Annotated in this window: 23 protein-coding genes; 13 read left to right on the top strand and 10 right to left on the bottom strand. The window is 71.8% G+C overall.

The window, feature by feature from the left end:
* Positions 1-81: 81 nt before the first annotated feature.
* The 4 genes from ACZ7GX_RS06650 to ACZ7GX_RS06635 all read right to left on the bottom strand — a co-directional run bounded on the left by ACZ7GX_RS06650 (position 82) and on the right by ACZ7GX_RS06635 (position 7166).
* Positions 82-432: a hypothetical protein gene (locus tag ACZ7GX_RS06650; protein ID WP_498773608.1), complete on the bottom strand. Its 351-nt coding sequence runs from the start codon at positions 430-432 to the stop codon at positions 82-84.
* Positions 432-4151: a hypothetical protein gene (locus tag ACZ7GX_RS06645; RefSeq protein ID WP_498773606.1), complete on the bottom strand. Its 3720-nt coding sequence runs from the start codon at positions 4149-4151 to the stop codon at positions 432-434. Before ACZ7GX_RS06645 ends, ACZ7GX_RS06650 begins: the two co-directional genes overlap by 1 nt.
* A 490-nt stretch (positions 4152-4641) precedes the next feature.
* Positions 4642-6642 (bottom strand): FG-GAP-like repeat-containing protein, encoded by a 2001-nt coding sequence (locus ACZ7GX_RS06640; protein WP_498773604.1) that lies wholly within the window; start codon positions 6640-6642, stop codon positions 4642-4644.
* The gene (locus ACZ7GX_RS06635) at positions 6639-7166 is read right to left on the bottom strand and encodes a hypothetical protein (protein ID WP_498773602.1); all 528 of its coding nucleotides are present in this window, start codon (positions 7164-7166) and stop codon (positions 6639-6641) included. The genes ACZ7GX_RS06640 and ACZ7GX_RS06635 overlap by 4 nt, the downstream gene beginning before the upstream one ends.
* A 296-nt stretch (positions 7167-7462) precedes the next feature.
* On the opposite strand from ACZ7GX_RS06635, the gene ACZ7GX_RS06630 reads away from it, so the two are divergent.
* Together ACZ7GX_RS06630 and ACZ7GX_RS06625 are read left to right on the top strand one after the other, a co-directional pair.
* The gene (locus tag ACZ7GX_RS06630) at positions 7463-8449 is read left to right on the top strand and encodes an aldo/keto reductase family protein (protein ID WP_498773600.1); all 987 of its coding nucleotides are present in this window, start codon (positions 7463-7465) and stop codon (positions 8447-8449) included.
* 96 nt (positions 8450-8545) lie between these two features.
* Positions 8546-10012 carry a HEAT repeat domain-containing protein gene (locus tag ACZ7GX_RS06625; protein WP_498773598.1) on the top strand — a complete coding sequence of 489 codons (1467 nt, stop codon included), beginning with the start codon at positions 8546-8548 and terminating at the stop codon, positions 10010-10012.
* On the opposite strand, the gene ACZ7GX_RS06620 is transcribed toward ACZ7GX_RS06625, so the two are convergent.
* Positions 9979-10179 carry a hypothetical protein gene (locus ACZ7GX_RS06620; protein WP_498773596.1) on the bottom strand — a complete coding sequence of 67 codons (201 nt, stop codon included), beginning with the start codon at positions 10177-10179 and terminating at the stop codon, positions 9979-9981. The two genes, ACZ7GX_RS06625 and ACZ7GX_RS06620, sit on opposite strands and share 34 nt — an antisense overlap.
* Positions 10180-10257: 78 nt before the next feature.
* Here ACZ7GX_RS06620 and cobU point away from each other — a divergent pair, with 78 nt between their 5' ends.
* From cobU to ACZ7GX_RS06605, 3 genes are read left to right on the top strand one after another with little or no spacing between them, the layout of a single operon-like run.
* Complete coding sequence (gene cobU / locus ACZ7GX_RS06615) at positions 10258-10815, top strand: bifunctional adenosylcobinamide kinase/adenosylcobinamide-phosphate guanylyltransferase (RefSeq protein WP_498773594.1); 558 nt, start codon at positions 10258-10260, stop codon at positions 10813-10815.
* The gene (cobT, locus tag ACZ7GX_RS06610) at positions 10812-11849 is read left to right on the top strand and encodes a nicotinate-nucleotide--dimethylbenzimidazole phosphoribosyltransferase (RefSeq protein WP_498773592.1); all 1038 of its coding nucleotides are present in this window, start codon (positions 10812-10814) and stop codon (positions 11847-11849) included. Before cobU ends, cobT begins: the two co-directional genes overlap by 4 nt.
* Positions 11849-12556 (top strand): adenosylcobinamide-GDP ribazoletransferase, encoded by a 708-nt coding sequence (locus ACZ7GX_RS06605; RefSeq protein WP_498773590.1) that lies wholly within the window; start codon positions 11849-11851, stop codon positions 12554-12556. The genes cobT and ACZ7GX_RS06605 overlap by 1 nt, the downstream gene beginning before the upstream one ends.
* 234 nt (positions 12557-12790) lie before the next feature.
* Here the strand turns inward: ACZ7GX_RS06605 and ACZ7GX_RS06600 are convergent, their stop codons facing one another.
* Together ACZ7GX_RS06600 and ACZ7GX_RS06595 are read right to left on the bottom strand one after the other, a co-directional pair.
* Complete coding sequence (locus tag ACZ7GX_RS06600) at positions 12791-13891, bottom strand: branched-chain amino acid aminotransferase (protein ID WP_498773588.1); 1101 nt, start codon at positions 13889-13891, stop codon at positions 12791-12793.
* A gap of 87 nt (positions 13892-13978) precedes the next feature.
* Positions 13979-15166, bottom strand: coding sequence for an amino acid permease (locus ACZ7GX_RS06595; protein WP_498774083.1), 1188 nt, complete (start codon positions 15164-15166; stop codon positions 13979-13981).
* A 221-nt stretch (positions 15167-15387) separates the two neighbouring features.
* Here ACZ7GX_RS06595 and ACZ7GX_RS06590 point away from each other — a divergent pair, with 221 nt between their 5' ends.
* Positions 15388-16884, top strand: a complete 1497-nt coding sequence (locus tag ACZ7GX_RS06590; protein ID WP_498773586.1) for a leucyl aminopeptidase — start codon at positions 15388-15390, stop codon at positions 16882-16884.
* Positions 16885-17007: 123 nt separating this feature from the next.
* Here ACZ7GX_RS06590 and ACZ7GX_RS06585 read toward each other — a convergent pair whose 3' ends face one another.
* Positions 17008-17616, bottom strand: coding sequence for an NAD(P)-dependent oxidoreductase (locus ACZ7GX_RS06585; protein ID WP_498773584.1), 609 nt, complete (start codon positions 17614-17616; stop codon positions 17008-17010).
* A gap of 50 nt (positions 17617-17666) precedes the next feature.
* Between ACZ7GX_RS06585 and ACZ7GX_RS06580 the strand changes: the two genes are divergently transcribed.
* Positions 17667-18236, top strand: a complete 570-nt coding sequence (locus tag ACZ7GX_RS06580) for a TetR/AcrR family transcriptional regulator (RefSeq protein WP_498773582.1) — start codon at positions 17667-17669, stop codon at positions 18234-18236.
* Between the two features lie 97 nt (positions 18237-18333).
* On the opposite strand, the gene ACZ7GX_RS06575 is transcribed toward ACZ7GX_RS06580, so the two are convergent.
* A complete protein-coding gene (locus ACZ7GX_RS06575) occupies positions 18334-18654 on the bottom strand; it encodes an oxidoreductase (protein WP_230566773.1) in 321 nt (106 codons plus the stop codon).
* Positions 18655-18830: 176 nt separating this feature from the next.
* Here ACZ7GX_RS06575 and lpdA point away from each other — a divergent pair, with 176 nt between their 5' ends.
* Positions 18831-20201, top strand: a complete 1371-nt coding sequence (gene lpdA / locus ACZ7GX_RS06570) for a dihydrolipoyl dehydrogenase (RefSeq protein WP_498773579.1) — start codon at positions 18831-18833, stop codon at positions 20199-20201.
* Between the two features lie 54 nt (positions 20202-20255).
* Complete coding sequence (sucB, locus tag ACZ7GX_RS06565; protein ID WP_498773577.1) at positions 20256-22037, top strand: 2-oxoglutarate dehydrogenase, E2 component, dihydrolipoamide succinyltransferase; 1782 nt, start codon at positions 20256-20258, stop codon at positions 22035-22037.
* A gap of 111 nt (positions 22038-22148) precedes the next feature.
* On the opposite strand, the gene ACZ7GX_RS06560 is transcribed toward sucB, so the two are convergent.
* Positions 22149-22637, bottom strand: a complete 489-nt coding sequence (locus ACZ7GX_RS06560; RefSeq protein ID WP_498773575.1) for a DUF3592 domain-containing protein — start codon at positions 22635-22637, stop codon at positions 22149-22151.
* Positions 22638-22762: 125 nt separating this feature from the next.
* Here ACZ7GX_RS06560 and ACZ7GX_RS06555 point away from each other — a divergent pair, with 125 nt between their 5' ends.
* The 4 genes from ACZ7GX_RS06555 to ACZ7GX_RS06540 are packed head-to-tail and all read left to right on the top strand — an operon-like array spanning position 22763 to position 26019.
* Positions 22763-23647, top strand: coding sequence for a TIGR01777 family oxidoreductase (locus ACZ7GX_RS06555; RefSeq protein WP_498773573.1), 885 nt, complete (start codon positions 22763-22765; stop codon positions 23645-23647).
* The gene (locus ACZ7GX_RS06550) at positions 23647-24243 is read left to right on the top strand and encodes a phosphatase PAP2 family protein (RefSeq protein ID WP_498773571.1); all 597 of its coding nucleotides are present in this window, start codon (positions 23647-23649) and stop codon (positions 24241-24243) included. The genes ACZ7GX_RS06555 and ACZ7GX_RS06550 overlap by 1 nt, the downstream gene beginning before the upstream one ends.
* Complete coding sequence (lipB, locus tag ACZ7GX_RS06545) at positions 24230-24973, top strand: lipoyl(octanoyl) transferase LipB (RefSeq protein ID WP_498773569.1); 744 nt, start codon at positions 24230-24232, stop codon at positions 24971-24973. Before ACZ7GX_RS06550 ends, lipB begins: the two co-directional genes overlap by 14 nt.
* 59 nt (positions 24974-25032) lie before the next feature.
* Positions 25033-26019: a serine hydrolase gene (locus ACZ7GX_RS06540; RefSeq protein ID WP_498773567.1), complete on the top strand. Its 987-nt coding sequence runs from the start codon at positions 25033-25035 to the stop codon at positions 26017-26019.
* The last annotated feature ends 9 nt before the right edge of the window (positions 26020-26028 follow it).

Raw genomic sequence — 26028 nt, 5'->3', positions numbered from 1 at the left:
GACCACGGAAAGCCATCATTCCCGCTACGGCATGTAGCGGGAACGATGGCTTTCCGTAACGAATCAGGTCGTGCGATCAGGTCAGAGCAGGCCGTGGGCCCGTGCCCACCTGGTCGTCTGCTCGATCAGCTCACGGAAGTTGGCCCCTGCGCCGTACTCGTCCGGCGGCGGCCACTCGACCTCCACCACCGGTGGCAGGTCGTCGCGGATCACGCGCACCATCTCCCGCACCTCGTCATCGGTGTAGGAGCCGAAGTCCAGCCAGCCCAGCTCCTGATCCACGGACTTGGCGAGCCGGGCAGCGGCCACCGGGTCGCCGACCCGCTCGGCGATGAAGCGCATGAGCCACCAGAGCCCCGCTCTCGACGTATCCCACGACTCCTCCTCGTCGCGGCTCTCGCCCACCCTTCGGAAGAACACGTCACCTGACATCAGAGCGGCTGTCCTTCCAGGACCATGAACACGCGGGGCGAGTACGGCTTGATCAACGCGCGCAGCGCGTCGAGTTGATAGGGCTTCAAGGTGCGCACGTCGATCGGGACGTAGTGCGCCTTGGTCAGGTGTTTCAAGATGCTCCGCTCGAAGTTGCCCGACGCGATCTCGGCGTCGATGAAGTGCTCGCGGGCCGCCATCGTGTCCCAGATGTAACCGTTCCGCCCGTCCACCCATTCCGGCCCTTTCGCGTGCGGCCACCGCATGAGGGTCAAGCCGAGCTTCTGCTCCAGGTACAGCGCGACGTCGAGTTCCTGCTGGATGAACTGCTGCTTGGCGAAGTCCCAGCCGAGCGCCTGCTGCCTCGCCGCCTCCGACAGCCGGGCGGTGGCCGCGGTCTGCCGCGCGATCGCGGCCTCCACGACGCTCGCCTCGATCTTGATGCCCTGCAACGACGCGACTTGGCGGAGGGTGGAGACACCGATGAGCGCCGTCGCCGACGACCCGTAGACGCCCGCGACCCACGACGGGAAGAAGGCCATCCCGTCCGGTGCGAAAGCCAGCGCCAGACCACCGCAGACCACGGATGCCGCGCACAGCGTGCCCGCGAGGACCACCCCGCCGACCACCGCCGCGACGGTCAGGGTCGTGGCGGCGGCGTTCATGAGGTCGATGAACGGCTGGGCGAACTGCATTTCGAGCCGCGCGGTGAAGTCCGGCCGCAGGACGCTCGCGACGCAGTTCTTGAACAGCGCACTCGTCCGCTGCTCACCGAACAGCACGTCGCAGAGGTGGCCGTTCTCGATCGCCCGGTCGGTCTGCTCCTCCGGCGTGGCGGTGATCTGCCGGATGCAGTCGTCCATCTTCGCCTGGTCGTAGTAGTACCGGCCCTGGCAGTAGTCGTGCTGGGCGAGCGCGGCCTGGACGATCTCGTCCTTCGACTTCTGGACGGCTTGGTCGTACGCCTCGTTAGCCGCCGCGACCGCCGCGGCGGCGCTCTCGTTCGCCGCGACCGCCTGCTCGTACGCGTGCCGGGCGCTGCCCACCGCTTCGTTGGCGAACCCGGCGGCCTGGGTCGCGGACGCCTGCGCCCACACCGCCGACCGGGTGGCCTGCCCGGCGGAAGCGCGGGCCGAGTTGGCGGCGTTGCGGGCGGTGCGGGCCGAATCGGCCGCGCGCTGGGCGGACTGCTCGGCCGCCACAGCCGACTCGTGCGCGTCCTGGGCGTAACCTGCCGCTTCGTCGGCGGAGATCTGCGCCTGCTGGGCGTAGCCGGCCGCCTCGGCGGCCGCGTCACGGGCGAGCGCCGCCGCGGCCTGGGCGTCGAAGCTGTGCTTGACCGCGGTGGCCGCGGCGCCCGCCGCTTGGGCGAGGTGTCCGGAGACCTCGGCCTGGTGCGCCGCCGAGTCCGCGTCGTGGCGCATCGCGGTGAACCGGCCGACGTCCAGGAACCGCTTGATCGTGACCGGTGGGCCGGCCAGGGCGGCCTGGGCCATCGCCTTGGTCTCCGGACCGCTGTCCGGGGCGGAGGCGATCTGGTTGACCTTGATCCGGTCGTCGGTGGTCGAGGCCGTGTACTGGCCCTTGGCCAGGAAGTCGCGATAGGCCGTGCCGGTGCCCGCGTCGAGCGCCCGCTGGGCCGCGTTCACGGTGACCACGCGGTTCTGGGCACGGGCGTCGGCCTGCACCTGGTTGACCTTGATCCGGTCCTCGCTGTCGCGGCCGGGGTAGTTGCGCTCACGCAGGAAACGCGTGACGTCCGCATCCGAGCCGTTCAGCGCGGCGGCTGAGGCGTCCTTGAGCGCCTGGCTGCCGGATTGGTCGGCGACGGTCCCGAGCGTCACGCGGTCGTCCTGGCCCGCGGCCTTGGCCAGGCCGGCGCGCAGGTACTCGCGTACTTCGTCGTCGGACCCGGTCAGCGCGGCGCCGGCGGCGGCCTTGGTCCACGGGCCGGCCGAGCCGGTCAACCGCAGGGCGACCTTGCGGCCGTTGGCCACGGCCAGCGCCGGGTTCGCCACCGCCTCGTCGATCAGCCGGTTGGTCTCGGCGTCACGCAGGGCTGCCTGGTCGGCGTCCCACGCGGGCGCGGCCGGCACCGTCCGGATCGAGTCCCTGGCGGTGACCGCGGCGGCGCGGGCCTGGTCGGCCTGGACGGCCAACCGCTCGCTGTCGGCGGTGCGGGCCGCGTCGAAGATCTCGCGGGCCTGCACCGCAGCGTCGACCGCGGTCTGGGCGGCGGCGGAGGCCGCGTTGGCGTGCCGGGTGGCGGCTGCCGCGGCGTCGGCGGAGTTACCCGCGTGCGCGGCAGCCTCTTCCGCCGCGACGGCCGACGCGATGGCGTTTTCCGAGGCACGCTGGGCAGCGGCGCCCGCCTGGCCGGCCGCGTGGGCGGCCACAGCCGCGAAGGCGGTGGCGGCCGCGGCGGCCCGGGTGGCGCGGTCGGCCATCGCGCGGGCGGTCGCGGCCGCGTTGGTGGCCACGCTCGCATCGGCGCCGGCCTGGGCCGCGTAGTTGCCCGCGTCGATCGCGGCCTGCGCCGCCGCGCCCGCCTGCTGCCCGGCACTGTTGGCCGAGGACGCCGCGACGCCCGCGTTCAACGCGGCCGACTGCGCGGCGAGGGCGGCTTGACCCGCGGTGTCGGCGCTCGCCGCGTTGTCCCGCGCGGCCTGGGCGGCCGATCGGGCACCCGCGGCGTCGCTCGCGTTCACCGTCGCCGCGATGGCGGCCGAGTACGCCTTGACCGCGGAGTTGCCCGCCATCGAGGCGGCCGTGGCGGCACGGGCCGCAGCGCCAGCGGCGATCCACGCGGCGTTGCCGGCGGAGTTCGCCGCACCCACCGCGTCCCGGGCCGCGGTGGCGGCGCGGTCGGCGGCGTCGGCCGCAACACCGGCGGCCGCCGCGGCCTCGGCGGCATTGCCCTGGGCGTTCCGCGTCGCTTCCGCCGCCCGCAGCGCGGCGTGCTTGGCCAACTCGGCTTCGACCACCGCGCGGTCGCCCGCGTCCTTGGCGGCCTGCGTCTCCTGCGCGGCCAGCTCACCCGCGACCTTGGCGACGCCGGCGAGTTCCGCGATGGTCGCGGTTTCCTGGTCACGCGCCTGCGCGACCGGCCAGTCGAGGTCCAGGAACTCCTGGAACGCGTCCTGCGTGCCTAGGTCCAGCGCGACCTGGGCCTTCTCCCGAACCTTCGGCCCGCCGACGGACATGATCTGGTTGACCCGGATGCGCAGGTCCGCGGTCTGCGGCGCGCGCCAGCCGGTGTCGATGAAGGTCTGGAGCGCTTCGTCGGTCCCTGCGTCGAGCGCGGCTTGGGCGGCGGCGCGCAGCTCAGCGCCGCCGATGGACATCATCTGGTTGACGCGGATGCGCATGTCCTGCCGGCGGGGCGTCACCCAGCCGCTCTCCAGGAACGTGCGCACCGCCTCCGCGGTGCCTGCGTCCAGCGCGCGCTGGGCGGCGTCCTTCACCACGTAGCCGCTGGAGTCGAGCATCGCGGTCACCCGACGGCGGTCATCCGCGTCCGCGGCGGCCTGCCAGCCGTTGGCCAGGAACTCACGGACGGACGTGTCGTCGCCGATCAGCGCCCGGCCCGCGGCTTCCCGCAGGGCAGGACCGCCGAGGCGCCACATGAGTTCCGCCCGGCCGCGATCGGTCGCGGTGTGGCCGGTCTCGGCGGACGCGGCCGGCACGACGAGCGTGCCCGCGAGTGCGACCAAGGCCATGACCACGCTGGTGAAGCGCAGACGTCTACCACGACGGTTCACACGTTCCCCCGGATTCCCGGGTGCGCCCGGCGCACCCGACGTCGACGGTGGGCCGATCGGCCCACCGGGTTGCGGCACGGACGTCGTCGCCGTCGGATGCGGCGCGACCGCCCGGGACGCGGAGCGGTCGAGCCGGCGGACCTCAGCCGTGAGGTGTCCGCCGGCACGACCGGTCAGGGCACGAGCAGGTGGAAGTCCGGCTCGGCGGACGCGTAGCGCTCGGCGTTCCGGCCACGACACCGCGTCCGCTGGGCCACGCGCGCTGCCGTCGGTGTTGTCGGAGCGCTCGAACCAGCGCCGGCGCTGCCCTCGCTCCCGGGCCGGGAGGTCGTACCGGAAGCGCACCAGGTCGCCACCAGCTCCCGCGTGTGGATCACGCGGTCACCCGGCGCGGTGATCGAGCCGGACGGCCCGGTCGCCCGCGCCGGTCGTCTCGCCGGCGGGACTGTCACAGGATCCGCGCCCCTTGAGCTTCCCAGTTCTGCGGGCCGCCGTCCCACTGCTGCACCATCGGGTCGAACCCGGTGGCGTTGCCGTACCAGACGAACGCGCGCGTCACGCCACCGTCGTAGTTGTAGAAGGTAGCGATGTCGGCCCGGCCGTCACCGTTGAAGTCACCCGCGACCCAGCGGGCCAGTTCCGCGTAGAAGTTCCCCGCGCCGCTGCTCCACTTCAGCACCGGCGGTGTGATGCCGTTGGCGTTGGCGTAGAACACGAACATCGAGGTAGAGCCGCCGGAGTAGTTGTAGAGCGCGGCGATGTCCGCCCGACCGTCACCGTTGAAGTCACCGGGGACCCAGCGGGCCAGTTCCCCGTAGAAGTTCCCCGCGCCGCTGTTCCACTGCGGTGCCAACGGCTCGAACCCGGTGGCGTTGGCGTGGAACACGAACAACCCGGTCGTCCCGCTGCCGTAGTCGTAGGCCGCACCGATGTCCATGCGGCCGTCACCGTTGAAATCACCGGTGACGAACGTGGCCCGCCACTGCTCGAAGTTGCCCGGACCGCTGTCCCACTTCAACACCGGCGGCGCGAAGCCGGTGGCGGCGGCCTGCCACAGGTACAGCCGCGTCACGCCGCCGCCGAGGTCGTAGAACGCGGCGATGTCGACGCGCCCGTCACCGTTGAAGTCACCGGAGACCACCTTGGCGGACTGCGCCGGCCAGTTCTCCGGACCACTGTTCCACTTCTCCACCCACGGGTCGAACCCGGTGGCGTTGGAGTAGAGCACCACCAGCGCCGTCTCGCCACCGCTGCGGTTGTAGAACGCGCCGAGGTCCGCCCGACCGTCACCGTTGAAGTCACCCGTGACCCAGCGGGCCTGCGAAGCCGTGAACTGCCCCGCGCCGCTGTCCCACTTGAACTCGGGCAGGCCGATGCCGGCCGGGCCGCCGGGCCACACGGGCACCCGCGTCCGGTCGTTACCGGAGTCATAGACGGCGGCGATGTCGTCGTCGCCGTCGTGGTCGAAGTCGCTACGGGTGGGCAGCGCCGTCGTCGCGGAGACCACCTCCGACTCCGAAGCCTGGCCGTCCTTGACCCCGACCACCCGGTAGTACCAGGTCTGCTCAGCCGCCAGGGCGGTGTGCGTGAACGACCGGGTGGTGACCGTGCCGACCAGGGTGGAGGGTCCGACCGGCACGTCCGCAGACTGCGACGCGTACACCCGGAACGACTGGTAGTCGCGCGGGGTCCAGTTGAGGTGGATGGCGTGCCGCTGCGCGGGAGTCGCGGACACTTCGAGCATTCGCGCCTGGAACCAGCCGGCGAGGTCGTCCGCGCGGGTCTCCGTGGAGCCCTGGCGGGTCTCGGTCACCTCCAGGCAACCGTGCTGCCAGGAGGTCCTGTGCACGCCGACCAACTGCGGGACCCCACCGACCTCGCGGAATGCGGGACCACCGGCGTCGCCCTTGCAGGTGTCCGCCGGACCCGTCAACACCGCGTCCGCGGTGTTCAGCGACGAAACGGTCAACGACGAGACGTGTGGGCGGTTCGGCACCCACTCGGTCGCCGTGCGGCCGAACCCGCCGACCTTCACCGTCTCGCCCACCGCCAGCGCACCGGTGCTCAACGCGATCGGCGTGACGTTGGTCGGGGTCGTCAGCAGCTTCACCATCGCGAGGTCGCGCTCGGCGTGCCGCACGACCTTGACGACCTTCGTGCGGTGCCCCCTACCGGTCCCGAGGTCCACGGCGCCCACGAGCACGCCGACGTCCCCGGTCTCCGGCAGGCATGAAGCCGAGGTGACCACCCATCGCGGGTCGATCAGCGCGCCCGAGCACACTTTGCCCGCGGCGCTGATCCGGGCGAGGAACTGGTAGGAGCCGTCCGGCACGACGTTGCCGCCGGAGACGGCTTGCGAGGAGCCCGACGTCAGCAAGCCCGCCACCACGACACCCGCCGCCGTCATCGCCGTCCAGCGCGTCAGCCGGTTCCCGATCGAGGTGCTCAACGCTGGACCTCCAAGCGCAGCAGCGTCTCCGGCGTGCCGCCGGTCGTGCCGATGCCGACCTGGATGCTGCCGTCCGGGTCCAACGCCACGGTCTTGTGCTGCCCGGATTCGCCGACCACCTCGGCGGTGCCGTTGTGACCCGCGCCCGGCTCGTAGCCGTCGCCGCGGATCTCGTAGACGTCGGGCAGCAGCATGGTCACGTAGCCGGTGTCGAGGACCTTGAAGCACACGCGGCCCTCGTCGTTACGGCCGACGTTGAGGTCCGACGAGTAGACCTCGATGAACCTCACCGGGCCGCTCGGCGGCTGCGCGCAATCCACGTGCAGGACGTGCCCGTCGCCGGCGACGAGTCTGAAGCCGTACTCCAGTTCCACTCTCTCTTTTCCCGGGTAGGCGTAGTCCTCCACCAACGACTGCTGCTCGTCGGCCGCGGTGGTCTGGTTCGCGTGTGCCACGAGGACGCCCCCGGACACCACCGCCCCGACCGCCACCGCGGTCACGAGGGCGCGCGACAACGACATCATCTGGATAGCCTCCAGGTTGTTTGTTCGGCGAGTGCCGGACGTCGACAGCGGCGCAGCCGGGTGCCGCGGTCCTCAGATCACCGTCCGGCGTGCCGCCGAACCCGCGGGAACGTCCACCGCGCCTTCCCCCAGACCGCACGTCCCCAGCCGTGCCGAGGTCAAGTAGCTCATATGGCACCGCTCGAATCGACGTGGGACACCTCACAGACCGTTTCTCGCGCTCGCGTAACGCCCAGGTCCCGACCCGGAGGAGAGTTCATTAGCAACCCGAACGACCCGGTACTAGGCTTGGCCGCATGGAGTTCCGACGCCTCGGCCGCAGTGGCCTGAACATCAGCGAGATCTCGTACGGCAACTGGCTCACCCACGGGTCCCAGGTCGAGGAGGACCAGGCGACGGCCTGCGTCCGGGCCGCGCTCGACGCGGGCATCACCACGTTCGACACCGCCGACGTCTACGCCAACACCAAGGCGGAGTCGGTGCTGGGCCGCGCGCTGACCGGTCAGCGCCGCGAGTCGCTGGAGATCTTCACCAAGGTCTTCTGGCCGACCGGCCCCGGCGGCCCGAACGACAAGGGCCTCGGTCGCAAGCACATCATGGAGTCGATCAACGGCTCGCTGGAGCGGCTGCAGACCGACTACGTCGACCTCTACCAGGCGCACCGGTACGACAAGTCCGTGCCGCTGGAGGAGACGATGCTGGCCTTCGCCGACGTCGTCCGCTCCGGCAAGGCCCTCTACATCGGCGTGTCCGAGTGGAACGCCGACCAGATCGCCCGCGGCGCGGCGCTCGCGCGTGAGCTGAACGTGCCGTTCATCTCGAACCAGCCCCAGTACTCGATGCTGTGGCGCGTCATCGAGTCGCAGGTCGTGCCGACCTCGGAGCGCGAGGGCATCAGCCAGATCGTGTGGTCGCCCATCGCCCAGGGCGTGCTGACCGGCAAGTACCTGCCGGGGCAGCCGGTGCCGGAGGGCTCGCGGGCGACCGACGAGACCGGGTCGAAGTTCATCCAGCGCTTCCTGCGCGACGAGGTGCTGACCAAGGTCCAGCAGCTCAAGCCGCTGGCCGACGAGGCCGGTCTGTCGCTGGCCCAGCTCGCGGTCGCGTGGACCCTGCAGAACCCGAACGTGGCCAGCGCGATCATCGGCGCGTCCCGCCCGGAGCAGGTGCACGAGAACGTGAAGGCCGCCGGTGTGAAGCTGGAGGACGAGCTGCTGAAGAAGATCGACGACGTGCTCGAAGGCGTCGTCGAGTCCGACCCGCGGTTCACCGTCACCCCCTGACGCGCGCCACCTCGCGAAGCCCCGCACGGGACGACCCGGGCGGGGCTTCGCGGCGGTTCACCGGGAACTCACCGGCCCGCCCGTTCGCTGGAGGCCGTGCGCGAACCGAGCGACCGGCGACCCGGTGACGTCCTCGTGGCACGGCTGGTCGCGCTCGACGCGACGTCGGCGCCCCACACCGCGGCGTACCGGGAGCTCTACGAGCACGCCCACGACCGGGCACTGCTCTCGGACCCGGCCGGGAGCCGCTGGTTGGTGGCGCTGACGGCGCACCCGACCAAGTCGGTCCGCGTGATCGCGCTCAGCGCCCTCGCCGCGGGCCGCGACCCCGCCCACCAGACGATCATGGTGGACGCGCTGTCCGATCCCGACCCGCTCCTGGTCACGTCCGCCGTGCGCGGCCTGACCGCGGAGACCGTGGCGGAGGTCTTCGACCGACTGGTCGAGCTGGCGGGCCGGGCCGGCCCGCCGTGGGCCTGGGCGCGCCGGTTCGCAACGCGGCGCATCGCCGAGTCCGGGCACCCCCGGCGGCTCGCCATCCTGGCCGACGCGTTGGCGCACGCGGATCACCGCGGGGTGCACGACATCGCGCACACGCTCGCTCGTGCCGGCGACCTCGGCGTCGCCCCCGCGCTGATCGAGCACCTGCGGTCCCGCAGCACGGGCCTGGGCGCGGTCGCGTTCGCCCTCGGCCACCTCCGCGTCGCGGACGCGACCAGCCCGCTCATCGACGCGCTGCGCACGAACGACATCACGCAGACGACCGCCGTGCTGGAGGCGCTGGGCAAGATCGGGGCGGACCGGGCGGCGCCCGCCATCCGACCGGTGCTCGACCACGGGCAGGCGTTCGTGCGCGAGGCCGCCCTGCTGGCCTTGTCGCGCATCGGCGGTCCGCTGGTCGTCCCCGCGGCCCTCGCCGCCACCGACGACGGCGGCCCGGCCGTCCGCGAACGCGCCATCCGGGTGCTGGCCGAGCACGGTGATCAGCGCGCCGTCGGTCGGCTGGCGGCGGCGTGCGACGGACGGCACGTCCGCGTCGCGCTCACGGGACTCGTGCGGCTGGCCGATCCCCGGGTCGCACCCACCTTGGTGGACGTGCTGCTGCGGACGACCGACCGGCGCGCCCGCAAGCTCGCCGGACGAGCCCTCGTGCGGACCGGCGCACGGACCCCTCTGCCCACGTGGCACGAGGACCCCCTGGCCCGTCGCGCCGCTGTCTGGGTGGTGGGGCAACGCGCCGACGCACGCGATTCCCACCTGCTGACCAGGGCCCTGAAAGACGAGGACGAACTGGTCCGCGCCCGCGCCGCCGCCGGACTGGGTCGGATGGCGATCACCGAAGCCGTCGCACCGCTGACGGACGCCCTGACCGACCCCCGACCGCGGGTGCGCGCCAACGCCGCCACCGCCCTGGGCCGCACCGCTCCGCCCGACCTGCCCGACCGCCTCGCAGCCGCTCTGCGCGACCCGCACCCGGCCGTCCGGTCCGCGGCCGCCGCCGCACTACGGCCGCGAACCCCGACCGCGCGTCACTCTGCCGGCGCGAGGGACATCGGCCCGTAGACCTCCGACTCGCTGCGCAGCAACGTCACCTGCGCGACCCCCGCCTCCCGCAGCTCGGCCCACGTGGAGCTGAACCAGTCCTCCGCGGCGGTCTGATCGGGGAAGGCCAGCGGCGGCCCGTCGATCTCGTGCCCCTGCTCGTCCTGGTACCGCCACCGGTACTCCATGACGAACCTCCTCACGATGTGCCGTGCGGGTAACGTTCCCGGTCAGGCTATGTCCTCCTGAAACGGTTGGAGTGCGGTGTGACGCGTCGGACACTGGTGCTGGGCGGCGCGCGTTCGGGCAAGTCCGCGCACGCCGAGGGACTCCTCACCGAGGACGTGGTCACCTACGTCGCCACCGCCCGCCGCTACCCCGACGACGCCGACTGGGAGCTGCGGATCGCCCAGCACGTGGCCCGCCGCCCCGCCACCTGGACGACGGTGGAAGCGCCGGCGCCGAGCGACCTGATCGCCCTGCTCACCGCCACCAGCGAGGCCGACCCGCCGATCCTGGTGGACGACGTGGCCACCTGGCTCAACGGCGTGCTGGACGACGCCGGCGCCTGGGAGGGCCACGGCATGGGCGTGGTCGAGCAGGAGTGCTCGGCACTGGTCCACGCGGTCGCCAGCACCCGCGCCCGGTTGGTCCTCGTCTCCGCGGAGGTCGGCCTCGGCGTCGTGCCCAGCACGCACTCTGGCAGGCTCTTCCGCGATCACCTCGGTTCGCTCAACGCGCGGCTGGCCGAGGTGTGCGACGAGGTCCTGCTGGTCGTCGCCGGAATCCCCCTGCGACTGCGCGAACCCGGAGGTAGTCGGTGACCATCGAGTTCCCGTCCGTCGAGCCGCCCAGCGCGGACGTGCGGGCCGAGGCGTTGGCCAGGCACGCCGTGCTCACCAAGCCCGTCGGCTCTTTGGGCAGGCTGGAGGAGCTCGGCGCCTGGGTCGCCGCCTGCCAGGGCGAGTGCCCGCCCAAGCCCTTCACCCGGCCCCGCGTGATCGTCTTCGCGGGCGACCACGGCGTCGCCCAGCACGGCGTCTCCGCCTACCCGCCCGAGGTCACCGGCCAGATGGTCGCGAACTTCCTGGCTGGCGGCGCGGCGGTGAACGTGCTGGCCAACGTCGCGGGCGCGACCGTCCGCGTGGTCGACCTGGCCGTCGACTCCGAGACCGCCGTCGGCGACCTCAAGGTCCGCCGCGGCTCCGGCTCCATCGACCGCGAGGACGCCCTGACCCTCGAAGAGGCCGAGCGAGCCGTCGAGATCGGCCGCAAGCTCGTGGACGACGAGGTCGACGGCGGCGCGGACCTGCTCATCGCCGGCGACATGGGCATCGGCAACACCACCCCCGCCGCGGTCCTCATCGCCGCCCTCACCGGCTCCGAACCCGTGGCCGTGGTGGGCCGGGGAACCGGCGTCGACGACCACGGCTGGATGCGCAAGACGGCCGCGATCCGCGACGCCCTCCGCCGCGCCCGCCCGGTGATCAACGACCCGGTGGCCCTGCTCGCCGCCTCCTCCGGCGCGGACATCGCCGCCACGGCCGGCTTCCTCGCCCAGGCCGCGGTCCGCAAGACCCCCGTCATCCTCGACGGCGTGGTCGTCGGCGCGGCCGCCGTGGTCGCCGAAGAACTGGCACCCGGCGCCCGTGACTGGTGGGTCGCCGGCCACCGCTCGGTCGAGCCCGCGCACGCCCTGGCCCTCGGCCACCTCAGCCTGGAGCCGTTGCTGGAGTTCGAGATGCGCCTGGGCGAGGGCTCCGGCGCCGTCGCGGCCCTCCCCCTGGTCGTGATGGCCACCAGGATCCTGGCCGAGATGGCGACGTTCGACAGCGCGGGCGTCTCCGGACCCGCCTGATGCGCCTGGCGTTGTCGTGGCTGACCGTCCTGCCCGTCCGCGTCGGCTCCAACGAGGTCGACGCGCGGGCAGCACGACGTGCCATCGCCTTCGCCCCGTTCGTCGGCCTGCTGCTGGGAGGAGCAGCCACAGCCCTGCTCCTCCTCCCGCTACCCGACCTCGTCGCCGGCTTCCTGACCGTCGGCTTCCTCGCCCTGGCCACCCGCGGAATGCACCTGGACGGCCTGGCCGACACCGCCGACGGCCTCGGCTGCTACGGCCCTCCTGAACGCGCCCTGGCCGTGATGAAAGACGGCGGCGCGGGCCCGTTCGCCGTAGTCGCACTGATCGTCGTCCTGGGCGCGGAAGCCGCCGCCTTCCCGACCGTCGAATGGGGCGCCGTCCTCCTCGCCCTGACCACGGGCCGCGCCGCATTCATCCTCTGCTGCCGCCACGGCATCCCCGCCGCCCGCCCCGAAGGCCTGGGCGCACTGGTAGCCGGCACCCAACCAACCTGGACCGCCATCACCTGGTGGACCGCCCTCGCGACCGCAAGCTTCTTCATCCACCCCTGGCAGGGCCCGCTCTCAATCGCCCTCGCCGCCGCCCTGACCCTCCTGCTGATCCACCACACCAGCAAACGATTCGGCGGAATCACCGGCGACGTCCTGGGCGCAGCCTGCGAAACGGCCACCTTGACCGTCCTCGCCATCAACTCTCTCAACTAACTCAACAACTAACCGGAACACCCACCGAGGCCCGAATACCCACAAAGGCCCGATTTTACATGGGGTTCGGGTGCTTTAGGCTGGTCGAAGCCGGGCAGGCTTGGCGGACGCTTTTCCCGCCAGGCCTGCCCGGCTTTGGCCTGCCTGGAGTGCCCGTAAGGGGCCCCATGTCAAATCGAGCCGGCCTCAGCCACCGAGCCGCTCTCCCAACTCGACCCGCGCCCGACCGCAGCCCTAATCAATCTTCACCATCCACCCATGAGGATCAGCCACGAGCCCCTGCTGAATCCCCGTCAAGTGGTTGCGCAGCTTCATCGTCACATCCCCGGTAACCCCACCGGAAACCGAGAACTCACCACCCGCGTGCTTCACGTGCCCCACCGGCGTGATCACCGCCGCCGTCCCGCAAGCGAACACCTCGGTCAGCTCACCGGACTCGGCCTTCTTCTCCCACTCCTCGGTGGAGATCCGCCGCTCCTCCACCGCATGACCGAAATCGGCGGCCAACCGCAGCAACGAGTCGCGCGTGATCCCCGGCAACAACGCACCGGACAGCTCCGGCGTCACCACCCGCGCGTCCTCCCCGGCACCCAGGACGAAGAACAGGTTCATCCCACCCATCTCCTCGACCCACCGCCGCTCCACCGCGTCGAGCCACACGACCTGGTCGCACCCCTGCTCGGCGGCCTGCGCCTGCGCCACCAACGACGCCGCGTAGTTGCCCGCGAACTTGGCCGCACCGGTCCCGCCGGGCGCCGCGCGCACGTACTCCGTCGACAACCACACCGTCACCGGCTTCAGCCCGCCCGCGAAGTACGACCCGGCGGGCGACGCGATGAGCACGTACACGTACTCCTTCGCCGGCCGCACGCCCAGGCCCTTCTCCGTCGAGAACATGAACGGTCGCAGGTACAGCGACTCCTCGGGGATCGCGGGCACCCACCGCTCGTCCACGGCCAGCAACTCCCGGATCGACTCCAGGAACAGCTCGTCGGGCAGCTCGGGCATCGCCAACCGGCGCGCCGACGCGCGGAAGCGCTCGGCGTTGGCCGAGGGGCGGAAGGACGCGATCGACCCGTCGGGCTGGCGGTAGGCCTTGAGCCCTTCGAAGATCGCCTGGCCGTAGTGCAGCACCATGGCCGCCGGGTCCAGCTCCAGCGAGTGGTAGGGCTCGACGACGGCGTCGTGCCAGCCCTGCTCCTGGTTCCAGCGGATCGTCACCATGTGGTCGGTGAAGTGCTGCCCGAAGCCCGGCCTGGCAAGTACCTCCGCAACGCGCTCCGGGGTCGCCGGCTGCGGGTTGGGGGTCCGGGTGAAAGGCAACGCGGTCGTCATGACAGCACGATAGCCGCCACTTCTACGTCAGAAAATCGCTGTCCCGACGCTCGGACATCCGACCATCCAAAAGAGGCGGGCCGACCCTCAACCGACCGCCTGCCGCGCACGACCCAGCGCGAGCAACCCGGTACCCAGCGCGAGCGCCACCCCGGTGATCACCAACGCCTCGGCGGGCGCGCTCATCGCCAGCAGCACCGACAGCCCCAACCCCAGGCACGCCGTGCGCATCGGCCACGTCCGGTCCTCCTGCAGCAGCACCCGCGCCGACGCGTTCGTGAAGCCGTAGTAGAACGCCGTGCCGCACGCGCCCACCGCCAACGCCGTGGCCGGCGGCAACGCCACCACCGCGCCGACCGCCAGCGCCGCTCCGACCACCTCCAACGGCCAGCCCGCCCGGATCGCCGGCAGATCACCCGTCTCGGTCAACCCGACCAGCGTCCGCCGCGCCGACCCGAGCACGAAGAACAGCGACGACACCGCCGCGACCCCCGCCCCGACCGCGAGCACGGGCAGCAGCCACCGCCCGTCGGCCACGATCAACGCGTCCCGCAGCGGCGCGGGCGACAACGCCAACCGCGCCGACCCGAGCTGCCGCAGCACCGCCGCGCCGACCGCACCGCCGACCACGAGCACCACACCGATCGCCACCGGCACCGCGAAGTGCAGCACCCGGGCGGAGAACTCCTGGTCACCGCGTCGAGGAGCGGTGACGCGCTCGAACCCGACGAACGCCGCGAACAACAGCATCGAGGCGCCCATCACCCCGTCGAACCCGGCCTCGGCGGGCACGTCCCCGAGCCCGAAGGGGTTCTCCGGCGGCGCCACCGAGAAGCACACCAGCACCACCAGCACCAGCACGCCGAGCACGACCGCCACCGCCGCCACACTCAGCCCGGTGCTCCACCGAACCCCGGCCGCACCCAGTGCGGCCGTCACCGCGATCAACCCCACGGCCGCCAGCTCCCGGTGCTCCGGGACCACGTACGCCCCGAACATCCCGGCCAACGCCGCCGCCATCCCCGCTCTGCCGACCAGGTGGGCGCTGGCCCCGATGCGCGCGGGCCAGGGGCCGAGCTGGTTGCGGATGTAGGCGTACCCACCGGGTGCGTCCGGGTACGCCCGGTGCTGATCGGCGGTCGAGAACGCGCAGCACAACGCGGTCACCGCGGCTAAAACCAGACCGGGGAGGAACCACGGACCCGCAACGGCCGCGGCAGGGGCGAAACCGGTGAAAACACCGGCCCCCAGCGTCGCGCCGAGAGCGAGCGCCACGGCCCCGGCACGGGGCGTGATCGTCACCGGTACACGGTCCCATATCGACCAGGTGACCACTAACGCCCGCACGGTTGACCCCCGTTCGTGTTAATTGTTACTCCTTGCGATCGAAGGTGCGGCGCTCATGAGTGTTAACGGGACCTTTAGCATTCGTCACGATCCACCCCATCCCGCCGCACGACCAGAAAGTGCCGGGAGGACCCCGTCAAGGAGCCGCAGTGACCGCGCCCAAGCTGGCCATCACCGACAGTGACCCGAGCAGCACCACCGCCGACGCCGTTGTGGTGGGCACAGTCCAGGGACCGGACGGTCTCGCCCTCGCGGCCGGGTCGGAGGCGGTGAACGCCGCGTTCGACGGCACGCTGCTGGACGTGCTCGACTCCGTGGGCGCGAGCGGCAAGGCCGACGAGGTCGTCACCGTGCCGACGCTCGGCAAGCTCGCCGCCCGCGTCGTGCTCGCCGTCGGGCTGGGCAAGACCGCCGACGACGGCTCGGTCACGGAGGACCAGGTGCGCCGCGCGTCCGGCGCCGCCGCCCGCGCGCTGTCCGGCCGCAAGCGCGCCGTCACCACGCTGTCCGCCCTGCACCTCGGCCCCGCCGTCGAGGGCACCGTGCTGGGCGCGTACTCGTTCACCGAGTACAAGTCGAACAAGGGCGACGGCCCGGTCGCGCGCGTCGACCTCGTCGCGCCCGCCGAGGGCAACATCCGGGCGCACCGCGCGACGCTCAAGGCGTCCACCGCGATCGCCGAGGCCGTCACCGCGAGCCGCGACTTCGTCAACACCCCGCCGAACGACCTGTTCCCGGCGTCGTTCGCGGACCGGGCCGCCGCCCTGGCCAAGGCCGAGGGGCTCGAGGTCGAGGTCCTGGACGAGAAGGCGCTGCGCAAGCAGGGCTTCGGCGGCATCCTCGGCGTCGGCGGCGGCTCCAGCCGTCCCCCGCGCCTGGTGCGCATCACCTACCGCGGCCCGAAGGCGGGCAAGAAGGTCGCGCTGGTCGGCAAGGGCATCACGTTCGACACCGGCGGCATCTCGATCAAGCCGGCGGCGGGCATGGACGAGATGACCTCGGACATGGGCGGCGCGGCGGCCGTGATCGCGACCGTCGTGCTGGCCGCGAAGCTGAAGTACCCGCTGGAGGTCACGGCCTGGGCGCCGATGGCCGAGAACATGCCGTCGGGCACCGCCTACCGGCCCGGCGACGTGCTGACCATGTACGGCGGCAAGACCGTCGAGGTGCTCAACACCGACGCCGAGGGCAGGCTGATCCTGTCCGACGCGATCGTGCGCGCCTGCGAGGACGCGCCGGACTACCTGATCGAGACGTCCACGCTGACCGGCGCGCAGGTCGTGGCGCTCGGCAAGCGGACCGCCGGCGTCATGGGCACCGAGGAGTTCCGCGACCGCGTGGCCGCGATCGGACGGGCGGTCGGCGAGCAGGCGTGGGCCATGCCGCTGCCGGACGAGCTGCGCGGTGACCTCGACTCGAAGGTGGCCGACATCGCGAACGTGGCCGGGCACCGGTTCGGCGGCATGCTCACCGCGGGCGTGTTCCTGCGCGAGTTCGTGGCCGAGGGCGTGACCTGGGCGCACATCGACGTGGCCGGTCCGTCGTTCCACACCGGCGGTCCGTACGGGTACACCACCAAGGGCGGCACCGGCGTCCCGGTGCGCACCATGGCGGCGGTGCTGGCGGACATCGCGGCGAACGGGTAGCTGGCGGAGAGCGGCGGCCGACCTCCGGTTCGTCCGCCGCTCTCCGGCTGGTCGCACCGGCCTCCGGTCGATCGCACCAGTCTCTGGTCGGTCGCACCAGTCTCTAGTCGGTCGCACCGACCTTCAGTTCGCCACGCTGATCGCTTTGCGCACGGTCCCCGGGTCGGCCAGGCACCGCAGCACCAGCGATGCCAGGTCGGCCCGGGAGACCCGCATGCCCCCGCGCACGTTGGTGTCCACCGCGGTCCGGAACGCGTCCGTGCGCGGCCCGTCGGTCAGCTGCGGCGGGCGGACGATCGTCCACTCCAGACCGCTCGCGCGCACGACGTCCTCCATCCGCGCCATGTCACCCCACGGGTGCTTGAGCACCTGGCGCAGGATCGGCTTGACCAGGTAGCGGCTGAACGGGTCGTCGCCGTCGGTCACCATGCCGCTGTTGCTGACCACGAGCAGCCGGCGCACGTCGTGCGCCCTCATCGCGGTGATCACCGACTTGGTGCTGTCGGTCTGCACGGACGTCGGCTTGCGCGCCGCGCGCGTGCCGATCGCCGAGACGACGGCGTCCGCACCGGCCACGTGCGGCCCGATCGAGTCGGGGTCCATCACGTCGGCCACGGTGTCGCGACCGTTGCGCGTGCGCACGATGGCCGTGACCTCGTGACCCGCCTCCCTGGCCAGCTCCACGATCTTCGTGCCGGTGCCGCCGCTGGCTCCCAGAACGGTGATCCTCATGCTCCACCTCTCACGGTTGGTGAGTACTCACTAACCCCTAGGATAACCACATGACCACACGCGACCGCATGCTCGACGCGGCGGCCCACGTCATGCGCACCAAAGGGCTCGCGCGGGCGACCACCAAGGAGATCGCCAAGGCGGCGGGATTCTCGGAAGCGGCGCTGTACAAGCACTTCGCGGACAAGACCGAGCTGTTCCTGGCCGTGCTGCGGGAACGCGCGCCGAGCGACCTGGCCGGGCTGCTGGCGGGGCTGGAGGCGGGGCGCGACGACGTGCGGGAGACGTTGGCCGGGATCGCGCGGGCGGCGGTCGCGTTCTACGTCGAGACGTTCCCGATCGCCGCGTCGATCTTCTCCGAGCCCGCGTTGCTGGCCGCGCACCGCGAGGCGTTGAAGGCGCACGGGGTCGGGCCGGGGACCGTGCCGCAGACGCTGGCCCGGTACCTCGAGGCGGAGCGCGCGCTGGGGAGGTTGCCGGCCGGGGTCGACCCGGGGTCAGCGGCGGACCTGCTGCTGGGCGCGTGCCACTACCAGGCGTTCCTGGGGTTCTTCTCGGACCACCCGGTGGACGTGGACGCGCTGGTCAGGACGTTGTGGGACGGGATCGGCCAGGCCTGAGCGCGGTCACACCCAGCACGGCCACACCCGGAACGGTCACGCCCAGAACGGTCACGCCGAGAACAGTCACGCCGAAGACGGTCCCGCCGAGGACGGGTCACGCCCCCTGGTTCTTGCGCCGCGAGTACTCCCGCATCCGCTTCGGGTAACCCACGATGCCCGCGTCGTAGATCGGGATCTCCAGCTTCTTGGCCAACCGCTTGGCGCCTTCCGTGCCGTCGATCCGGCGACGCGTCCACTCGCCGTCGTGCGCCACGAGCACGACCGTGGTCTCCGTCACGGTCGTCTTCGGCTCGACGTACGCCTCGACGCCTCGGCGCGCGGCAGCCCACTGCTCCAGGTGGCCGGTGTCCGTGGACGTGGCCGATCGCAGCACGCCAGGGCGCTGCTTCCTGCGAAAACGGTCGAACAGCCCCACCGGGCCACCTCCTGCAAGGACCTCTGGCGACCATGGTGCCGGCGCGCGTGTGAAGGTGGGGGCAAATCACCCGAAGACCGACACCGCGTCGCGGCCGTTCGCGCGGTAGTGACAAGATGGCAACTACACGCGCGCACCCGCGCGGAGTAAGGCATCAAGCTCTCCAGGGAGAACCCGTGACCGACACCTCCGCCGACCTTGTGATCCTCGGTGGCGGCTCGGGCGGCTACGCCTGCGCGTTCCGCGCGGCCGAGCTCGGCCTGTCCGTCATCCTGGTCGAGAAGGACAAGCTGGGGGGCACGTGCCTGCACCGCGGCTGCATCCCGACCAAGGCGCTGCTGCACGCGGCGGAGGTCGCGGACAACGCGCGCGAGGGTGACCAGTTCGGCGTGAAGTCCTCGCTGGAGGGCATCGACATCGCGGGCGTCAACTCCTACAAGGACGGCGTGGTCGGCCGGCTCTACAAGGGCCTCCAGGGCCTGGTCAAGGCCAACAAGGTGACCATGGTCGAGGGCACGGGCAAGTTCGTCGGCCCGAACACCGTCGAGGTGGACGGTCAGCGCTACACCGGCAAGAACGTCGTCCTGGCGACCGGCTCGTACGCCCGCAGCCTGCCCGGTCTGGAGATCGGCGGCCGGGTCATCACCAGCGACCAGGCGCTCAACCTGGACTTCATCCCGGAGAAGGTCGTCGTGCTCGGCGGCGGCGTGATCGGCGTCGAGTTCGCCAGCGTGTGGGCCTCCTTCGGCGCGGACGTGACCATCGTGGAGGCGCTGCCCCGCCTGGTCCCGGCCGAGGACGAGTACGCGTCCAAGCAGTTGGAGCGCGCGTTCCGCCGGCGGGGCATCAAGTTCAAGACCGGCGTGAAGTTCACCGGCGCCACCCAGGACGAGTCGGGCGTGTCGGTCACGCTCGAGTCCGGCGACGTGCTGGACGCGGACCTGCTGCTGGTCGCCGTCGGCCGCGGCCCCAACACGGCGGGCCTCGGTTACGAGGAGGCCGGCGTCACGGTGGATCGCGGCTTCGTGATCACCGACGAGCGGCTGCGCACGAGCGTCCCGGGCGTCTACGCCGTCGGCGACATCGTGCCCGGCCTGCAGCTCGCGCACCGCGGCTTCCAGCAGGGCATCTTCGTCGCCGAGGACATCGCCGGGCAGAACCCCAAGGTCATCGACGAGGCGGGCATCCCGCGCGTCACCTACTGCAAGCCCGAGGTCGCCTCGGTCGGCCTCTCCGAGGCGGCGGCCAAGGAGAAGTACGGTTCCGTCGAGACGTTCGTCTACGACCTCGCGGGCAACGGCAAGAGCCAGATCCTGAAGACCGCCGGCGGCGTCAAGCTCGTCAAGGCGCCCGATGGCCCGGTGGTCGGTGTCACCATGGTCGGCGAGCGGGTCGGCGAGCTGATCGGTGAGGCCCAGCTCATCTACAGCTGGGAGGCCTACCCCGAGGACGTGGCTCCGCTGGTCCACGCCCACCCGACCCAGACAGAAGCCCTCGGCGAGGCTTTCCTCGCCTTGGCCGGCAAGCCGCTGCACGTGCACGGCTGACCGTCGCACCCCAGTCAGCCGATCCCCGACCCACGCACGAGGAGTCAGCGAACGATGGCCTTCTCCGTCCAAATGCCCGCACTCGGCGAGAGCGTCACCGAGGGCACGGTCACCCGCTGGTTGAAGCAGGAGGGTGACCGCGTCGAGGTCGACGAGCCCTTGCTGGAGGTGTCGACCGACAAGGTCGACACCGAGATCCCGTCGCCCGCGGCGGGTGTGCTCCAGAAGATCGTCGCCCAGGAGGACGAGACCGTCGAGGTCGGCGCCGAGCTCGCCGTCATCGGCGACGGCTCGGAGCCCGGGGCCTCGTCTTCGTCCTCGTCCGACTCGACCGCCGGTGAAGCCGCCGCGCCGGCCGAGGAGGCGCAGCCCGAACCGCAGTCCGCACCCGAGCCCGCCGCTGAGCCCGAAGCGCAGTCCGCGCCTCAGGCGTCGGCACCGGCGTCGGCCGGTGGTGGCTCGGCCGAGGGCACCCCGGTGACCATGCCCGCGTTGGGCGAGAGCGTCACCGAGGGCACCGTGACCCGCTGGCTCAAGGCCGTCGGCGACTCGGTCGAGGTCGACGAGCCGCTGCTGGAGGTGTCGACCGACAAGGTCGACACCGAGATCCCGTCCCCGGTGGCGGGGACGTTGCTGGAGATCACCGCGGGTGAGGACGAGACCGTCGAGGTCGGCGGCCAGCTCGCGGTGGTCGGCTCGGGTTCGCCCGCGCCGGCGGCGCAGGAAGCGCCCAAGCCCGCTCCGGCGCCTGCTCAGGAGGCCCCGAAGCAGGAAGCGCCCGCGCCCAAGCAGGAGGCCCCGGCTCCCCAGCAGGAAGCCCCGAAGCAGGAGGCCCCGGCGCCGAAGCAGGAAGCGCCTGCTCCGAAGCAGGAGGCGCCGGCGGAGGAGTCGGCCAACGGTGCGCCCTACGTGACGCCCCTGGTGCGCAAGCTCGCCTCGGAGAACGGCATCGACCTCGCCACGCTCAAGGGCACGGGTGTCGGCGGCCGGATCCGCAAGCAGGACGTGCTGGCGGCGGTCGAGGCCAAGAAGGCCCCGAAGCAGGAAGCGCCCAAGCCCGCGGCGTCCGCCCCCGCCCAGCGGGTCGCCTCCGCGCCGGCGGACACCAGCGGCAAGCGCGGCACGGTGCAGAAGCTGCCCCGGCTGCGGCAGATCGTCGCCCAGCGCACGCGTGAGTCGCTGCAGGTCTCGGCGCAGCTGACCCAGGTGTTCGAGGTGGACGTCACCAAGATCGCCCGGCTGCGGAACAAGGCCAAGGCCGCGTTCGAGCAGCGCGAGGGCACGAAGCTGACGTTCCTGCCGTTCTTCGCCAAGGCGGCGGTCGAGGCGCTCAAGCAGCACCCGGTGCTGAACGCGTCGATCGACGAGGAGAAGAAGGAGGTCGTGTACCACGGTGCCGAGCACCTGGGTATCGCGATCGACACCGAGCGCGGCCTGCTGAACGCGGTCATCGCGAACGCCGGCGACCTCAACCTGGCCGGCCTGTCGCACAAGATCGGCGACCTGGCGGCGCGGGCGCGGGGCAACAAGCTCACGCCCGACGAGCTGACCGGTGGCACGTTCTCGCTGACCAACCTGGGCAGCAACGGCGCGCTGTTCGACACCCCGATCATCCAGCAGCCGCAGGTCGGCATCCTGGGTGTCGGCGTGGTCAAGAAGCGCCCGGTGGTGATCACGGACGAGAACGGTGACGACACGATCGCCATCCGGTCCATGGCCTACCTGGCGTTGACGTACGACCACCGGCTGGTCGACGGCGCGGACGCCGGTCGGTTCCTCACGACCGTGAAGAACCGGCTGGAAGAAGGTTCGTTCGAGGCCGATCTGGGTCTCTGAGTTCCAGTTCCGCCGAAGGCCGCTCCCCGTTCACCGGGAGCGGCCTTCGGCCTGTTCGGCGAGCGTCGGCGAAGGTCGTGAGCACCTCATCGCCGGCCGCGTGGCACGGCCCTAGAACCGCAAGCCGAGCCTGAGCAGGGACTCCGGTCGACGCCAGGCGAACCACGAGCCGGTCACCCCGACGGCGAAGCCCAGCGCCGCGCCCAGGGCGAACAGCACGACGGTCAGCGAGTCCTCGCTGTCGAGGACGATGTGGCCGATCGGGTCCTCCGGCGAGTAGCGGACGGTGACGGACTGGCCGACCGCCAGCTCGTCGTACTTCGAGCACATCGCCACCGAGCGCGAGCGCCCTTCCGGTGTCGAGTACGACATCTGGTACTTGTGGCAGTTCCGGTGGCCGCCGGGCAGTTCCGATTCCACCGTGGCCTGGGCGCGGAGGTCGTTCGCACGGTCCGCCGCTCCCACGCCGAGCAGCAACAGCATCACCGCGGCGACAACGGTGAAGACACCGAAGAACGCCCGGAGGAAGGGCACGTGCCTCCGGCGAATCCTGATGGAGTCCCAGTATTCGGGGAAGTCGGCGTTCTCGTGCCTCACCATCGGTTCAGCATGGCATTTCGCGGCCGGGCGACCGCGGGTTTCGGCCGAAGGCGTCGACCGGGGCGTGGTGGGGGTGACACGTTCGCCGCTGTGCAACCGGGCCCTTGCTGCGAGACGATCAAGGCATGCGTGTTGTGGTCGCGGGATCGTCGGGCTTGATCGGCACCAGTTTGGTGGCCGCGTTGCGCGGTGGTGGGCACGAGGTCCTGCGGTTGGTTCGGCGGCGGCCCTCGGGGCCCGACGAGCGTGGTTGGGACCCGCCTGCCGGGCGGATCGACGGTGGTGCGCTGGACGGCGTGGACGCGGTGGTGAACCTGTGCGGGGCGGGGGTTGCGGACAAGCGGTGGAGTGACGCGCGGAAGCAGGTGTTGTTGGACAGCCGCACGGTGCCGACGGAGGTGTTGGCGGCGGCGGTGGTGGAGCACGGGGTTCCGGTGCTGGTCAACGCCAGTGCGATCGGGTACTACGGCGACACCGGTGACGAGGTGGTGGACGAGACCAGCCCGTCGGGCACGGGGTTCCTGGCGGAGTTGTGCCGGCAGTGGGAGGCGGCGACCGCGCCCGCGGACGAGCACGCGCGGGTGGTGAGGATGCGGACGGGGTTGGTCATCAGTCCGGCTGGTGGGTTGTTCGGGAAGATCAAGCCGTTGTTCGCGTTCTTCCTGGGCGGGCGGCTCGGTGACGGGCGGCAGTACATGCCGTGGATCTCGTTGGACGACGCGATCGCGGCCATCCGGTTCGTGGTCGAGCACGACGTCTCGGGGCCGGTGAACATCACCGCCCCCAGTCCGGTCACGAACGCGGAGTTCACCCGAACGGTGGGGCACGCGCTGCACCGGCCGACGCCGTGGGTGGCGCCCGCGTTCGTGTTGAAGGCGGTGTTGGGCCAGGTCGCCGAAGAGGGTCTGCTCGCCGGTCAGAGGGCGGTGCCGCGCGTGTTGGAGCAGCGCGGGTTCCGGTTCCTGCACCCTGCCCTCGGTGCGGCCGTGGCGGCGGCCGTCGAGAGGTGATGGGTGCGCTGATCGGGGTCGTGCTGGCGCTGGCCTCGATGGTGCTGGGCGTCACCGTCCGCGAGGAGCCGCCCGCGTTGGACGAAGGGCTGCGGCGGACGGCGCTGGGGCTCGGGCCGGGGTTCGAGCACGCGTCGGTGCTGGTCAGCTTCGTGCTCAGCCCGGGGTTGGCGACGATCGCGTTGATCTCGCTGGGGCTGCGCGCGCTGTTGGCGAAGGACCCGTTGTTGGCGCGGGCCGCGGTGCTGTTGGCCGCCTGCTGGTCGACCGTGCTGGCCCGGTACGCCTACCAGCGGGTTCGGCCGATCGAGTTCCCGAAGTGGGCCTACCCGAGTGGGCACGTCACGGCGGTCACGGCGGTCGCGTTCACGGGTGTGGTGCTGTGCGCGTGGTTGGCCCGCCGGCACCTGAGGTCGGCCGTGGTGCTGGCGTGCACGGCGGTGGTGTTGACGGCGGCCAGTCGGGTCGTGCTGGAGATGCACTGGTTCACCGACACGGTCGGCGCGGTGTTGGCCGTGGTCGGGGTGGGTCTCGTGGTCGCCCACGCCCTGGGGCTGGTGCCCGTGGGCGTAATGTCGAGACGTGAGCAGTCCTGACCTTTCCTGCCGCACCTCGACGGACCCGATCGAGGTGCGCGAGCTGGGCACCATCGACTACCTGGCCGCGTGGGACCTGCAACGGGAGCTCGCCGAGGAGCGCGCGAACGGCGCGATCGGCGACACGATGTTGCTGCTGGAGCACCCGCCCGTCTACACGTGCGGTCGGCGCACCGAGCCCGAGGAGCGGCCCAAGGGCGGTGACGTGCCGGTCGTCGACGTGGACCGGGGCGGGAAGATCACGTGGCACGGGCCGGGCCAGCTGGTCGGCTACCCGATCGTGGGGTTGGCCGAGCCGTTGGACGTCGTGCAGTACGTGCGGAGGCTGGAGCAGGCGTTGATCCACGTGTGCGACCAGCTGGGCGTGCGCACGGGTCGGGTCGAGGGGCGTAGCGGTGTGTGGGTCCCGGCCGATGACAAGGGTGTGGAGCGCAAGGTCGCGGCGATCGGGATCCGGGTGCAGCGCGGCGTCACCATGCACGGGTTCGAGATCAACTGCGACGCGGACCTGGCGGCGTTCGGGGACATCATCCCGTGCGGCATCCGGGACGCCGGGGTGGCGTCGTTGTCGCGGGAGCTGGGGCGGGACGTGACGGTGGCCGAGGTGCTGCCGCTGGCGCGCCAGGCGGTCGTCGACGCGTTGAACGGCGACCTGCCGGTGACCGAGCGGACGCTGGTCCGCGCGCAGCCGGTGGCCGCCGGGGTGACGTTCGCCGTTCAGGCGGGCTGACAGGGCGACCCTCCCTCTCTAGTATTCCGGAATTACGGACTATTGGAGGGAGATTCGTCGTGCTCCTGACTCGACGACACCTGTTCCGAGCGTGCGGGGTGGCCGGTGTCGCCACCTTGCTGCCCACGGCCGGCGCGAACGCGGCTCCCGACGACTGGCTCGGCTGGTTACGCGCGAACCGGCGGCACGTGGCCGTGGTGCTGGACGACGGGCGCGGTGGCCGGATCGCGCACCGGTCCCACGAGCGGCAGCCGTTGGCGTCGGCGGTGAAGGTCGCGCACGTGGCCGCGTACGCGAAGGGTGTCGAGCGCGGGCTGGTCAGGCCCGACGAGAAGGTGCGCGTCGGGGACTGGGAGCAGTACTACCTGGGCCTGGACGGTGGCGCGCACCAGGCGGCGTTGCGGGCGTTGGACATCCCGTTCTCGAACGGCGTCACGGCCGACGACCCGCGGCGGTTCGTGCGGCTCGACGAGCTGGTCGCGGTGATGGTCCGGCACAGCGACAACGCCGCCGCGGACTTCGTCCGGCAGCGGGTGGGCGAGGGGCCGGTCCGGGACACCGGGCTGGAGGCGCCGGAGATCCTGGCCGAGTGGCTGCACCTCGTGCTCGGCAGGCGGGTGGACGTGCGGGACTACCTGCGGGACCCGCGGTTGCGGTTGGAGGTGCTCGGGAAGTTCCCGGACGTCCCGAAGACCTACGAGGCGCAGCGCGCCTGGGCGAGGGGCACGTGGACGGGCACGGCTGCGGCGGTCGACCGGGCGCACCGGGCGGCGGCGTCCGCGCCACTGGCTCGCGGGCACCTCGAACGCGGTAACCCCGTGCCGCCGGGGGTGGTGGGCGTCGGGGTCAAGGGCGGCTCGCTGCCGGGCATCGTCACGGTCGGTTGCAGCGTGCGCTGGGAGGACGGTCGGGTCGGCAGCGCGGCGGTGTTGACCAGGGAGGTCGACGAAGCCTGGCACGCGCGGTCGGACGAGTTGGCGCGGTTGGTCCGCACGGCCCTGGTGGAGCCCGATGTCCTGCGGGAATTCCACCTGAGCCTCTCGTAGGATCACCGC

Source organism: Actinosynnema sp. NPDC037264 (genome assembly GCF_055603705.1).
The sequence above is the reverse complement of the archived record's forward strand: the minus strand, read 5'-3'. Positions and strand labels throughout refer to the sequence as shown.

Coding starts and splice junctions, on each gene's coding strand:
- ACZ7GX_RS06645 (WP_498773606.1), bottom strand. CDS start 4,151: ATGGCCTTGGTCGCACTCGCGGGCACGCTCGTCGTGCCGGCCGCGTCC.
- ACZ7GX_RS06605 (WP_498773590.1), top strand. CDS start 11,849: ATGCGCCTGGCGTTGTCGTGGCTGACCGTCCTGCCCGTCCGCGTCGGC.
- ACZ7GX_RS06550 (WP_498773571.1), top strand. CDS start 23,647: ATGGGTGCGCTGATCGGGGTCGTGCTGGCGCTGGCCTCGATGGTGCTG.
- ACZ7GX_RS06620 (WP_498773596.1), bottom strand. CDS start 10,179: ATGGAGTACCGGTGGCGGTACCAGGACGAGCAGGGGCACGAGATCGAC.
- ACZ7GX_RS06630 (WP_498773600.1), top strand. CDS start 7,463: ATGGAGTTCCGACGCCTCGGCCGCAGTGGCCTGAACATCAGCGAGATC.
- ACZ7GX_RS06585 (WP_498773584.1), bottom strand. CDS start 17,616: ATGAGGATCACCGTTCTGGGAGCCAGCGGCGGCACCGGCACGAAGATC.
- ACZ7GX_RS06560 (WP_498773575.1), bottom strand. CDS start 22,637: ATGGTGAGGCACGAGAACGCCGACTTCCCCGAATACTGGGACTCCATC.
- ACZ7GX_RS06580 (WP_498773582.1), top strand. CDS start 17,667: ATGACCACACGCGACCGCATGCTCGACGCGGCGGCCCACGTCATGCGC.
- ACZ7GX_RS06650 (WP_498773608.1), bottom strand. CDS start 432: ATGTCAGGTGACGTGTTCTTCCGAAGGGTGGGCGAGAGCCGCGACGAG.
- ACZ7GX_RS06635 (WP_498773602.1), bottom strand. CDS start 7,166: ATGATGTCGTTGTCGCGCGCCCTCGTGACCGCGGTGGCGGTCGGGGCG.
- ACZ7GX_RS06555 (WP_498773573.1), top strand. CDS start 22,763: ATGCGTGTTGTGGTCGCGGGATCGTCGGGCTTGATCGGCACCAGTTTG.
- ACZ7GX_RS06600 (WP_498773588.1), bottom strand. CDS start 13,891: ATGACGACCGCGTTGCCTTTCACCCGGACCCCCAACCCGCAGCCGGCG.
- sucB (WP_498773577.1), top strand. CDS start 20,256: ATGGCCTTCTCCGTCCAAATGCCCGCACTCGGCGAGAGCGTCACCGAG.